Consider the following 11,518-nt stretch of genomic DNA (forward strand, 5'->3'; position numbering starts at 1 on the left):
CCGCGACGACCATGCGAATTTGCATAGTATTCACATAAATGCTTAATATCGCATTAGTTGCAACGCAGTGGCGTGGCCGGCTGCCCGGAAACCCCATCCCCGTCCGACCTGCCCCTCCGGCAACCATTCCGTCCTTGCCCGGAGGCGCTGTTGAAGAAGCTGATCTGGATTCTTGCCGGCACCCTGTTCGCCGCGCCGGCCGTCGCCGACACCAAATCCCTCTATCTGCGCATGCTCGCCGGCATCGAGCGGGAGATACCCGTCGAGACGGGTTTCCCGGCGGAGCGGGCACGCCTCGACAGACTGCTCTCCGCCTTGTTGCCCGCCTACGTCGCCATGTATCGCGGGGCCGCCACCCCGCGCATCCGCCTGGTCCACGACGATGGCAGCCTGGCCTGCTCCCTGGACAACGGCTTGGTCCTGGTCAATCCGCGCCTCAGCGCCCTGTTGCCCGATGCGGTGATCTCGGGCGTACTCGCCCATGAACTGGTCCATGTCGCCATGGAACACGGCTGGATACGTACGGAAACGGCCTACGACGCCCTCGGCGGCACCGCCGCGGCACGGCTGACCGGGGCGATGACCGGGCGGCACCCGTTGAAGGGCAGCGCGTCCTGGTCCGCCCTGTTGTACGCCCAGGAATTCCAGGCCGACAGCGAGGGCCGACGCCTGCTGGTCAGGTCAGGTCTGCCCGCCAGCTGGCTGGGCCAGGCGATCCAAGGGGTCGCGGATGCCCGGGACTCCGGTTCGCATCCGAGCGGTGGCCAGCGCCTGGTGGCCCTGGCCGGACGCTAACCCGGCTGTACCCGGCCGCCCGCGCCGGGGCGGTCAGTGCAGCTTCGGCGCGCCCTGTTCGGCCGGGAAACCGCTCTGAATCTCTTCCGCCGAGGCGTCCCGGATGGACAGGATCTCCGCCACGCAGCGGCCCACCCGCCCGGCCATGGGGCTGTTGCCGTCGAGGGTGATGCGGCCGTCGGCAATGGCGGTGACCCGGAAGGTCAGGACATCGCCGTTGTCGTTCTGCAGATCGGCCTCGGCACCGACGTAACGGATCTGCGGCGGCACGTTGTCGAGGTCCTCCTCGATCACCAGCTCGGGATCGCGGTCGCCGAACGCCCCAGCCGGCAGGATGGCCTCGACGCGGTCGCCCACCTTGTGGCCGTCCAGGCTATGCTCGATCTCGTCGAACAGGCCGCTGCCGGCCCCGTGCACGTAACCGGTCGGCATGTCCTGCTGGCCCATCACGTTGCCGGCTTCGTCGAGCACGCTGTAGCGTATGTACACCACCTTGTGCTTGCTGACGACGTCTTCGCTCATGGCGGTCTCCGCTGCTGCATCAATCGAAAGGACCGGCAGTTTACCAGATCAACCGTGGCCGCCGCGCCGCATCACCCCGCCCGACTCGGCCGGTCCGCCGCCACGGCTCAGCGACAGCGTCAGGCTGGCCGGGACCGGCTGTTCGAGCAGCTGGTAAAGGCGCCGCAGCTTGGCCCGGTAGAGCTTGTCGAACGCCGCCACGCTGTCGCCCGGGTTGTAGTCTCCGAACCACCAGAACCAGTCCGAGCTCTCGCAGGAGCGCAACTGCAACTCGGCCTCGCGCCGGCGCGCCGGCCGCAACTCCTTGACGTGCTGGTCGTAGACGGCCTTGGCGGCGCAGAGCAGGTCCCAGGCGCGGTTCTTCGCCGGGTCGCCCATCCAGGTCGTGAAGTCGCCGTACACCCAGCTGCCGGCGGTGAGGGTGGGCAGCACCTTGACGTTCTTCGGATAGAGGTCGAGATACTCGGAGAAGGTGGTGACCCGGACGGACGGGTGTTCGACCAGGGCCTGGTAGAGTTCGGACAGGAAGTACCAGCCGTTGTACGGGTAGTACTCCCAGGCGTTTTCGCCGTCCAGGACCACCGTCACCACCGGGTCCGGCTGTTCGACGGCGCGGTAGCGGTCCTCCAGGGTACGCAGGAAATGGCGCACGGCATCCTGGGCGAACCAGCCCTTGTATTCGAAGCCGATCAGGTCGGACAGATGGTCGTCGCGGAAAAAGGTGACCGTCTTCTGGCCGGTCAGCCGGCAGGGCCGGCTCAGCCAGGGGTAGGGATGGCTGGCGTCGAGGCCGGCGTGATGCAGGCTGTGCCGGAGCACGCCCTCGCCGCTCGCCGCCCAACGCACGCCGGCCTTGGAGAAGAGGTCGAGGGTGGCCGTCGAGATGCTGCCCTCGGCGGGCCAGAGACCGGCCGGCCGGCGTCCGAAATGGCTCTCGTGGACGCCCATGGCCGCCTCGATGTGGGCCTTGACGCGCAGGCGCCCGCCCGGGTAGCCGGCGCTCGCCGGCAGGTGCAGACCCGGCCGGGCCTCCCGCGCGGACTGGAAATCGAGCAGCAGGGGGGCGATCGGATGGCTGTGCGGGGTCGCCGACAGCTCGATCTGGCCACGCTCGCCGAGCACGTCGAAGCGCGGCACCAGGTCCGCGATGACCTCGCCGATCAGGCGGTACAGCCGGCCGCGCTCCTCCATGTCGAAGCCGGAGCCCTTCTGCATCAATTCCACCAGCCAGCCGTGCTCGCGGCGCACCGTCTCGCCGGTCCAGGCCAGGTGGTACCAGGTCACCAGGTCGCCGAGATACTGGTTCGAGAAATAGTCCACGGCGGCGTCGCCGTCCTCGAACGCGGCCTGCCATAGGCGCGACAGGCGGCGATAGCCGGGGAACGGATCGAGCATGGTCGGGAAGTTGAGCTTGAAGCAGGCCTCGATCAGGGCGCGCCGCTCAGCCAGCGGATAGCGGCTCAGGTCGGGTTCGATCAGGGCGGCCAGGAGCGGATCCCGGATCGTGCCGGAGCGGAACTGCTCGACGTAGTCATCCAGTTGTTCGAGCAGGGTGGGGACGAAGTTCACCACCGCCCGCATGCCGGGCTGGGCTTCCAGGTGCGCCGCCATGTCGGCGTAGTCTTTGATTGCGTGCAGATAAGTCCAGGGCAGGAAATAACGGCCTTCTTCGGTACGGTAGTCGGGCTGGTGGAAATGCCAGCAGAGGACGAGATGTATCACTGGGTCAACCCTCGGTTGAGTCGGTGCGGACCATTTTAGCGCCGATGCCGGTCGGCGCCCTTGCGCTCGCCCGACAAAGCCGCTACTTATCGCCTCAACGTATCTATCCCGACAAGCCGCCTTGACCCCCGCCATCGCCCACAACTTCGTCCGCCCCTTCCTGTTCGAACACCTCGACGTCCGCGGCGCCTGCGTGCACCTCGGTGACGTCTGGCAGGCACTCCAGGCCCGGCGCGGCTACGCCCCGCCGGTCGCCCGCCTGCTCGGCGAAATGGCCGCGGTCACGGCCCTGATCGCCGCCAACCTGAAGCAGCCCGGACGCATGTCATTCCAGCTCCAGGGCCAGGGTCCGGTACGCCTGCTGGTACTCGACTGCGACGAGCAGTTGCGCCTGCGCGGCATGGCGCGCGCCGATGCCGGGGTCGCCGAGGCGACCGTGCCCGACCTGCTCGGCCATGGCCAACTCGCCCTCACCCTGGACAGCGTCGGCATGCGGCAGCCCTACCAGAGCCTGGTGCCGCTCGACGGCGACAGCATCGCCGGCATCTTCGAGCACTACCTGGAGCGTTCGGAGCAGTTGCCCGCCCGCCTCTTCCTGATGGCCGACGGCAGCGCGGCCGCCGGCCTGTTCCTGCAGAAGCTGCCCGACGCCGACCGGCGCGACCCGGACGGCTGGCGCCGCGTGCAGATTCTCGCCGAGACGGTGCGCGCCGAGGAACTCGGTGGCCTGACCACCCTGCAACTGCTCGGCCGTCTGTTCCCGGAAGAGGACATCCGCCTGTTCGATCCCCGCCCGGTCACCTACCACTGCCCGGAGGACTGGGGCAAGGTCGAGAGCATGTTGCGCTCGCTCGGCCGCGACGAGTGCGAGGCGGTGCTGCGTGAGCACGGCGAGATTCACATCCACGACGAGATCTGCGGCCACGACTACCGCTTCGATGCCGGGCGGGTGGCGGAACTGTTCGGCCGCGACCGCCATGTATGAGGCGCTGGTCCCGGCCGAGCTGGGGTTTGCCGAATCCGGAGTGCCCTACTCGGCGCTATACGGCGACCTCTACCATTCCGCCGAAGGCGGCCCCGGCCAGGCGCGCCACGTCTTCCTGCGCGGCAGCCAGTTGCCGGCGCGCTGGCAGGGCCGCGCCCGCTTCGTCATCCTGGAGACCGGCTTCGGCACCGGCCTGAACTTCCTGGCCACCTGGGCGGCCTGGCGTGCCGATCCGGAGGCCTGCGATCGCCTGCACTACGTCTCCGTGGAGAAACATCCGTTCCGGGTCGACGACCTCGCCCGCCTGCACCAGGCCTGGCCGGAGTTCGCCGAACTGGCGGCCGAACTGCGCGCCAGCTGGCCGACCCTGGCCCCGGGCATGCATCGCCTGACCTTCGCCGACGGCCGCCTGGTCCTCACCCTCCTGTTCGGCGACGCCGAGCGGATGTTGACCAGCCTGCGCACCGGGGTCGACGCCTTCTACCTGGACGGCTTCGCGCCCGACAAGAACCCCGATCTCTGGTCGGCCGCGCTGATCGGCCGGCTCGGCGACCTGGCCAACTGGGGTGCCTCGCTGGCGACCTGGTCGGTCGCCCTGCCGGTGCGCGGCCATCTCCAGGCCGCCGGCTTCCGCTGCGACCCGAGCCCCGGCTACGGCCGCAAGAAGGAGATGCTCGCCGGCCGCTACGTGCGCGAACGGCCAGCCGCGCCGCCCCCGACCGGCGCGCCCTGGTTCTCGGCGCCGGGGTCGCCGGCAGCACCTGCTGCGAGCGCCTGGCGGCGCGCGGCTGGCGGGTCCAGCTGATCGACCGCCGACCCGGCCCGGGCATGGAGGCCTCCGGCAACCTGGCCGGCATCCTGATGCCCCTGGTGGCACGCGACGACAGCATCGCCGCGCGTTTGTCGCGCGCCTGCTACCTGCACGGGCTGCGCTTCTGGCAGGGCCCGGGGCGGGATGCCGGGGCGCGCCTGGCCACCTGTGGCGTCATGCAGTTCGCGCGCACCGGCGAGCAGGAAGCGAGCATGCGCCGGACGGTCGCGGAACTGGGCCTGCCCGGCGAATTCATCCGCTACCTGGATCGCGACGGTGCCCAGGCCCGGCTGGGCTACCCGGCACCGGCCGGTGGCTGGCTGTTCGGCCAGGGTGGCTGGGCCAACCCGCCCAGCCTGTGTCACGCCGCGCTGGCCCTCGCCGGCGGCCGAGTCAGCACCTCCTTCGGGACGCCGGTTGCCGGCATCGAGCGGGTGGCCGGGACGTGGCGGGTGCTCGGCGACGACGGCCGTTGCATCGGCGAAGCCCCGGTGCTGGTCCTCGCCAACGGCGCCGATGCCGTCCGCCTACCCCAGGCGGCGCCGCTGCCGATCAAGCGGGTGCGGGGCCAGGTGACCCTGGTACCGGAAGGCCGCCTGCCGCCCCTGTCGGCGGCGCTCTGTCGGGAAGGCTACGCGGCACCCGCGGTCGACGGTCTGCACGCGGTCGGCGCCTCCTACGACTTCGACGACGACGGCACGCCGCGGCCGGCCTGCGATCTTGCCAACATGCAGCGCCTGGACGGACTGCTGCCGGCCCTGAACCTGGATCCCGCCGGCTTCGCCAGCCGGGTCGGCTTCCGGCCTGTGGCCCCGGATCGCCTGCCCATCGCCGGTGCCTTGCCGGATTGGTCGTGCCTGCCCGACGCGACCTCCGCCCGGCTGGGCGACCTCCCCCGCCAGGCGGGCCTGTACGGCCTGCTCGGCTACGCGTCGCGCGGTCTGGTGTGGGCGCAATTGCTCGCGGAAGCCCTGGCCAGCGAACTGGAGGGCGACCCCATGCCCTTGGAAAGCGAACTGCTGGAAGCGGTCGATCCGGGGCGCTTCGCCTTGCGGGCGATCAGGAAAGGGCGCGGCTGACCCGCGCCCCCTGCAGGAACCGGGCTACTTGCCGGCCGGGGCGCCGCCGGCGGCCTGCGCCATCGTGTCCTGGATGATGTAGGGCGCTTCGACGATGCGCATGAACTGGCCCATGCCGACGCCCGGCCAGCCGAGCGCGATGCGGTAGCGCGCGAACAGATGGTCGACCTTGGGACCGACCACGTAGATTTCATACGGCAGGGCCGCGATGTTGTCGGCACCGATGACCTTGACCCACGAGGCGTCGCCCTCCTTGGGATCGGTCATGGCGACGCCGAAGACCGCGATCTTCTTCTCGGGCATGATCACCTCGTAGACCTTGCTGGTCTTGGCGGTGCCGCGCGCCAGGTTTTCCTCGATCGCCTTGATGGCATCGTCGAAGGTCAGATGCTCGATGAGCAGGTTCTTGTCCGACTCGAAGCTCTCCATGCCGAACATGTACTGGTAGTCCGGCAGGTCGCTCTTGGCGACGTCGCCGCCGAAGGTGCCGTGGCTGCCCAGGGCCTTCGCCAGCCTGGCCTGCAGCCCCTTGACGGTCCGCTCGGCGGTCTTGAAGCCGGTGCGGAAGTAGGCGCGGTACCAATAGTCCGGATTCATGTAGGAAATGCTGCCGTCGGCCTTGACGCCTACCCGGATGGCGGCACCGACGATGCTCGGGCCGCCCAGCGACTTGATCGTCGCCAGCATGGCGTTATCGGTCGCCACCACCACGCCGTAGCCGGGCAGGCCCGCCGGCGCGTATTTGCCGATCACGTTGAAGCCGCCCTTGACCAGTTTGCCCTCGACCTGGCCCATGACCGTATAGATGTCGCCCGCGGCCACCTTGTCGGCGTTGATGTAAGGCGATACCGCCCAGGCCATGGTGCTGCCCGCCATGAGCAGCAACGCGCCCAACCACTTATGCATGTTTGTCTCCAGACATCCAAACCAAAACGGGGCCGGCATGGGCCGGCCCCGCGATTCTACTACGGCGTCACCGCTTAGAACTTGTTGGAATACATCAGTTGCCAGCTGGTCTGGCTGTGGTCGATCTTCGAGCCGTCGGAAGCCGTCACCTTCACGCTGGGCGCCAGCGCCAGGCTGAAGTTGACCTCCGAACTCGGGGTCAGGTCATAGCCGAAGCCCATCGTGTAGTGTTCCTCGACGATGGCCGGGAACAGATAGTTCACGGTGCTGTTGGGAATCGGATTGGAAGCCCGGTTGTAACCCGCCCGCAGGCTCAGCTTGTCGGTGGCCTTATAGCCGACACCGAGGGAGAGAACGGTCTGGTCGTCCCAGTTCTGCGGCATGGTCGCCAACATCACGCTGCCATCAGGCGCGTTGAACTGCATGGTGAAGTCCTTCATCACCTTGGACCAGCGGATACGCTTGACGTCCATGGCGAGCATGAGGCGGTCCGTCGCCTGCCAGGAAGCACCCACACCATAGGTTTCCGGCCACTGGAAATCCTTGACCTTGATCTTGCCGGTCATGGTCTGGACGACGTCTTGGTAGTTGCCCGCGCCGTCGGTCACCTGCATGGCCAGGCTGACCTTCGCGTTGTCCGTGCTCATATCGCCCAGGCTGGTCTTGCTGTGATAGGTGGCACCCAGGGACACAGTGTTGGAAAGCTTGTAGGTGAAGCCCAGCTTGCCGGCATAACCATAGCCCTTGGCCTTGCCGGTGAAGTCGCTGGAGTCGGAAAAATCGAAGTAGCCGCCGTAGATGTCGGTAATGCCGGCGGTGGAGCCGTCGCTCATCTGGCCCATCAGGCCATCCACCATGGTGCCGGAGATCAGGCCGCTGCCGATCATGTTGTACATCATGGCGCCAGGCATCGCCATCTTCAGGTCCATCATGGCCCAGACGAAGTCCAGGCTGCCGCCGACGTTGAAGCGATCATTGACGTTGTAGGCCACCGGCAGGATCAGGCGGCCGACGCCGACTTCGGAGCGCTCGGTCAGACTGGAAAGGCCAAGGGTGTCCGAGGGCGCATGCAGGCCGTAGCCCATGGCGTAACCAGCACTCAGGCCCATGGCCGAGTATTGGGCGCCCAGGCCGGGATCATATTCAGTACCCATGCCGCCTTGGGCGAACAGGGCGAGGCCGTAGGTCAGCTTGCCGGTCTTCTTGGCCCAACCGATGGCGGGCATGTAGAACGCGGTCGACTTGCTGTCCTCGTCATAGCCCATCATGTCGTTGCTGAGGTTAACGTCCGGATGCAGGCCGCCGAGCGCGATGTCGAGGCGGCTGCCTTCGCTCATCAGGCCCAGGGTAGCCGGGTTGTTCATCACCGCGGCAGTGCCGTTGTCGTACGCCATCGAGGCGCCACCCATGCCCCCGGCGATCGGACCGTAACTGTCCAGGTTCATGCCGTTGGTGGCATAAGCACCGGAGGCGAATCCGGCGGCGGCAAGTGCGACAGCAAGCTTTTTAAGCATCATTTCATTATCTCCTCAACCACATGCGTGGTAACGAAAACCCCTCGACTCCATCGGGGATGGTATCCAGCGACCTAATGGGCAGCAAAGAAAAACTAATTTTTTGAATATATTGATTGCACAGCGTAACAACGGGACAACAAAAAAGCCGCTCGAGAGCGGCTTTTTAAGTACTACTGATCAGATGAACAGACAGATGTCGGAATCGCCTGCGAACTCGAAGAAGGTCGCCGCCCCGACATAATCGATTCCATCGATGAAGTCGGCGTGATCGAAGCCGAACAATTCCACGGTCATCTGGCAGGCCAGGAACTTGACCTCCGCCTCCTGGCACAGCTCACGCAGTTCCGGGATGGTGGCGACGCCGTTGTTGGCGATGGTCTGCTTCATCAGCGCGGTGGCGACCGACTCGTAACCGGGGATGATGCACTGCAGGGCGTTCGGGATGTTCCAGTTGATGCCCCGGAACCACTTCGGGCCGAACGGCATCTTCATCGGCATGCCCGGGTTGGCGATCGGGCTCACCTTCAGGGCGCCGAGATCCTTGCGCACCAGCTGCAGGCCATAGAACGTGAAGAAAATCTGGGTCTCATAACCCAGGGCAGCGGCCGTGGAGGCCAGGATGAACGGCGGGTAGGCCCAGTCCAGGGTACCCTTGGTAGCGATAATCGCGAGCTTCTTCTCTTCCATCTCACACCTCGTATTCAGGTTGCGGGACTAACCTGACGAGCGGGGCTCGTCGGCCGTTTGACCAGTGTACGTCGCATCCGCCACCGCCTGCGTACGATGCCGGGCAAACTGCCCGGCCGCGTCGGCGCGAAGGTCGCGGACCACCCCGGATCGTTTTTGGATACAAACAGGGCCTCTAAACGAGGCCCTGGATCGGAAACGTACTATTACTTCTTCTTAATGAAGAAGGTGTACTCGCCGCCGGCTTCCGCGGAGGACAGCAGTTCGTTGCCGGTCTGCTTGGCGAACGCAGCGAAGTCCTTAACCGAACCCGGATCGGTCGCGATGATTTTCAGCACTTGGCCGGAGGTCATTTCGTTCAGGGTCTTCTTGGAACGCAGGATGGGCAGGGGACAATTCAAACCGCGGGCGTCGAGCTCTTTATCGAAGTTCATTTCTGCTCCTTGTTTACAAAATTAGCATGCGCTGAAAATTAGCCCGTGAACATTAAACCACTTAATGATTGAATGCAACGGGCGGCCCCGCCGCCGGTCAGGACAGCGAGGCGATGGGCTTCCCGGCGCGGGCCCAGGCGGCGATACCGCCGGACAGATTGTGCATGTTGTTGTAGCCCTTCTGCTGCATGAAGGCGCAGGCCTGGGCCGAACGCGCGCCGGACCGGCAATAGATTACCACCGGCTTGTCCTGGGGAATCTCGCCGGCCTTGAGCGGCAGCAGATGCAGGGGAATGTGGATGGCACCGTTGATGACACCGGCGGCGACTTCCGACTCGGTGCGCACGTCGATGAGGTGGATGTCATCCTTGCGTTCGTGGAGAAACTCGACGTCAACTTCCTTGATACCGTATGCGCCAAACATGTGGGACCTCGTTTTCAGTGAATATTAGTACGTGCTAATTTACTAGAAATAGTGCAGTAATTCAATAGACTACTTCGGGACGCCGGGGTTCACCATAGGCGAATATGCCACGCCGGTGCGTCCGCCGACCGGTACGTTCGTACGTGAACCCGCGTCGAATGGTCGCAGTAGCTTACAATTTACAGGATTGCCCATTCCTCAGCGTCAACCATGAACAGCAGCGAAATTCGCCAGAAATTCCTCGATTTCTTCGCCTCCAAGGGTCATACCGTGGTGGCCTCGAGTTCCCTCGTCCCGCACGACGACCCCACCCTGCTGTTCACCAACGCCGGGATGAACCAGTTCAAGGATGTCTTCCTCGGTTTCGACAAGCGTCCCTATACGCGCGCCACGACCTCGCAGAAGTGCGTGCGTGCCGGCGGCAAGCACAACGACCTCGAGAACGTCGGCTACACCGCCCGCCACCACACCTTCTTCGAGATGCTGGGCAACTTCAGCTTCGGCGACTATTTCAAGCAGGACGCCATCGCCTACGCCTGGGAACTCCTCACCCGGGTGTTCGCGCTGCCGACCGACAAGCTCTGGGTCACCGTCTACGCCGAGGACGACGAGGCCTACGACATCTGGACCAAGGCGATCGGCGTCCCGGCCGAACGGGTGATCCGGATCGGCGACAACAAGGGTGCCCGCTACGCTTCGGACAACTTCTGGATGATGGGCGACACCGGCCCCTGCGGTCCCTGCACCGAAATCTTCTACGACCACGGCCCCGAGATCCCCGGCGGCCCGCCGGGATCGCCCGACGAGGATGGCGACCGCTACATCGAGATCTGGAACAACGTCTTCATGCAGTTCAACCGCGACGACCAGGGCGTCATGCATCCGCTGCCCAAGCCGTCGGTGGATACCGGCATGGGCCTGGAGCGCATCTCCGCGGTGCTCCAGCACGTGCACAGCAACTATGAGATCGACCTGTTCCAGAAGCTGATCGCCGCCGCCGCGCGCGAGACCCGCTGTGGCGACCTCGGCAGCCCGTCCCTCAAGGTCCTGGCCGACCACATCCGCGCCTGTGCCTTCCTGGTCTCGGACGGCATCATCCCGGGCAACGAAGGGCGCGGCTACGTGCTCCGGCGCATCGTCCGCCGGGCCATCCGGCACGGCTACAAGCTGGGCGCGCGGGCCGCCTTTTTCCACAAGCTGGTGCCCGACCTGGTCGCCGAGATGGGCGACGCCTACCCCGAGCTGAAGGCCAACCAGGCCCGCGTCACCGAGGTGCTGCGGATGGAGGAGGAACGCTTCTTCGAGACCATCGAGCACGGCATGGGCATCCTAGAGGCCGAGCTGGCCGCCACCGGCGGCAAGACCTTCAGCGGTGCGACGGCGTTCAAGCTGCACGATACCTACGGCTTCCCGCTCGACCTCACCCAGGACGTCTGCCGCGAGCACGGCGTCACCGTGGACGTGGCCGGCTTCGACGCCGCCATGGCGCATCAGCAGGAGCAGTCGCGCGCGGCCGGCAAGTTCAAGATGGCGCAGGCCCTGGAATACAGCGGCCAGCCGACCACCTTCCACGGCTACGAACGACTCGTCGTCGAGGATGCCAAGGTCACCGCCCTGTACGTCGACGGCAGCCCCG

12 protein-coding genes are annotated in these 11,518 nt (G+C 66.0%); 5 read left to right on the forward strand and 7 right to left on the reverse strand.

The annotated features are described in order from the left end of the window. Window positions 1–150 precede the first annotated feature (150 nt). Window positions 151–795, forward strand: a complete 645-nt coding sequence (locus EZJ19_RS08265) for a M48 family metalloprotease (RefSeq protein WP_131446507.1) — start codon at window positions 151–153, stop codon at window positions 793–795. Window positions 796–828: 33 nt separating this feature from the next. Here EZJ19_RS08265 and EZJ19_RS08270 read toward each other — a convergent pair whose 3' ends face one another. Next, on the reverse strand, window positions 829–1,317 hold the full coding sequence (locus tag EZJ19_RS08270; protein WP_131446509.1) for an FKBP-type peptidyl-prolyl cis-trans isomerase: 489 nt from the start codon (window positions 1,315–1,317) through the stop codon (window positions 829–831). 48 nt (window positions 1,318–1,365) lie between these two features. Further along, entirely contained in the window at window positions 1,366–3,039 is a 1,674-nt protein-coding gene (locus EZJ19_RS08275) for a glycoside hydrolase family 57 protein (RefSeq protein WP_240754705.1), read from the reverse strand. Window positions 3,040–3,160: 121 nt separating this feature from the next. Between EZJ19_RS08275 and hslO the strand changes: the two genes are divergently transcribed. Genes hslO through mnmC1 form a run of 3 tightly spaced genes read left to right on the forward strand, consistent with a single transcriptional unit; the run spans window position 3,161 to window position 5,914 of the window. Beyond that, on the forward strand, window positions 3,161–4,024 hold the full coding sequence (gene hslO / locus EZJ19_RS08280; RefSeq protein ID WP_240754706.1) for an Hsp33 family molecular chaperone HslO: 864 nt from the start codon (window positions 3,161–3,163) through the stop codon (window positions 4,022–4,024). Continuing rightward, complete coding sequence (gene mnmC2, locus EZJ19_RS16355) at window positions 4,017–4,829, forward strand: tRNA (5-methylaminomethyl-2-thiouridine)(34)-methyltransferase MnmC2 (protein ID WP_240754707.1); 813 nt, start codon at window positions 4,017–4,019, stop codon at window positions 4,827–4,829. Before hslO ends, mnmC2 begins: the two co-directional genes overlap by 8 nt. Further along, entirely contained in the window at window positions 4,799–5,914 is a 1,116-nt protein-coding gene (gene mnmC1 / locus EZJ19_RS16360; protein WP_240754708.1) for an FAD-dependent 5-carboxymethylaminomethyl-2-thiouridine(34) oxidoreductase MnmC1, read from the forward strand. Before mnmC2 ends, mnmC1 begins: the two co-directional genes overlap by 31 nt. A gap of 24 nt (window positions 5,915–5,938) precedes the next feature. On the opposite strand, the gene EZJ19_RS08290 is transcribed toward mnmC1, so the two are convergent. The 5 genes from EZJ19_RS08290 to EZJ19_RS08310 form a co-directional block, all read right to left on the reverse strand. Beyond that, window positions 5,939–6,820 (reverse strand): hypothetical protein, encoded by an 882-nt coding sequence (locus tag EZJ19_RS08290; protein WP_131446513.1) that lies wholly within the window; start codon window positions 6,818–6,820, stop codon window positions 5,939–5,941. A gap of 74 nt (window positions 6,821–6,894) precedes the next feature. Continuing rightward, a complete protein-coding gene (locus tag EZJ19_RS08295; RefSeq protein ID WP_131446515.1) occupies window positions 6,895–8,337 on the reverse strand; it encodes an OmpP1/FadL family transporter in 1,443 nt (480 codons plus the stop codon). A 177-nt stretch (window positions 8,338–8,514) separates the two neighbouring features. Further along, on the reverse strand, window positions 8,515–9,024 hold the full coding sequence (dsrE2, locus tag EZJ19_RS08300; protein WP_131446517.1) for a sulfur carrier protein DsrE2: 510 nt from the start codon (window positions 9,022–9,024) through the stop codon (window positions 8,515–8,517). Between the two features lie 206 nt (window positions 9,025–9,230). Beyond that, entirely contained in the window at window positions 9,231–9,458 is a 228-nt protein-coding gene (locus EZJ19_RS08305; protein WP_131446519.1) for a sulfurtransferase TusA family protein, read from the reverse strand. Between the two features lie 97 nt (window positions 9,459–9,555). Continuing rightward, window positions 9,556–9,882 (reverse strand): rhodanese-like domain-containing protein, encoded by a 327-nt coding sequence (locus tag EZJ19_RS08310; protein ID WP_131446521.1) that lies wholly within the window; start codon window positions 9,880–9,882, stop codon window positions 9,556–9,558. 210 nt (window positions 9,883–10,092) lie between these two features. On the opposite strand from EZJ19_RS08310, the gene alaS reads away from it, so the two are divergent. Next, window positions 10,093–11,518: alanine--tRNA ligase (alaS, locus tag EZJ19_RS08315; protein WP_131446523.1), on the forward strand; the 1,426-nt coding region annotated here is incomplete at its 3' end.

The organism is Parasulfuritortus cantonensis (assembly GCF_004337445.1).
Lineage (GTDB): Bacteria > Pseudomonadota > Gammaproteobacteria > Burkholderiales > Thiobacillaceae > Parasulfuritortus > Parasulfuritortus cantonensis.

Bases quoted from the DNA above. Each gene is read 5' to 3' on its own strand.
- EZJ19_RS08290 (WP_131446513.1), bottom strand. From the start codon at position 6,820: ATGCATAAGTGGTTGGGCGCGTTGCTGCTCATGGCGGGCAGCACCATG.
- EZJ19_RS08310 (WP_131446521.1), bottom strand. From the start codon at position 9,882: ATGTTTGGCGCATACGGTATCAAGGAAGTTGACGTCGAGTTTCTCCAC.
- dsrE2 (WP_131446517.1), bottom strand. From the start codon at position 9,024: ATGGAAGAGAAGAAGCTCGCGATTATCGCTACCAAGGGTACCCTGGAC.
- EZJ19_RS08305 (WP_131446519.1), bottom strand. From the start codon at position 9,458: ATGAACTTCGATAAAGAGCTCGACGCCCGCGGTTTGAATTGTCCCCTG.
- EZJ19_RS08270 (WP_131446509.1), bottom strand. From the start codon at position 1,317: ATGAGCGAAGACGTCGTCAGCAAGCACAAGGTGGTGTACATACGCTAC.
- EZJ19_RS08295 (WP_131446515.1), bottom strand. From the start codon at position 8,337: ATGATGCTTAAAAAGCTTGCTGTCGCACTTGCCGCCGCCGGATTCGCC.
- mnmC2 (WP_240754707.1), top strand. From the start codon at position 4,017: ATGTATGAGGCGCTGGTCCCGGCCGAGCTGGGGTTTGCCGAATCCGGA.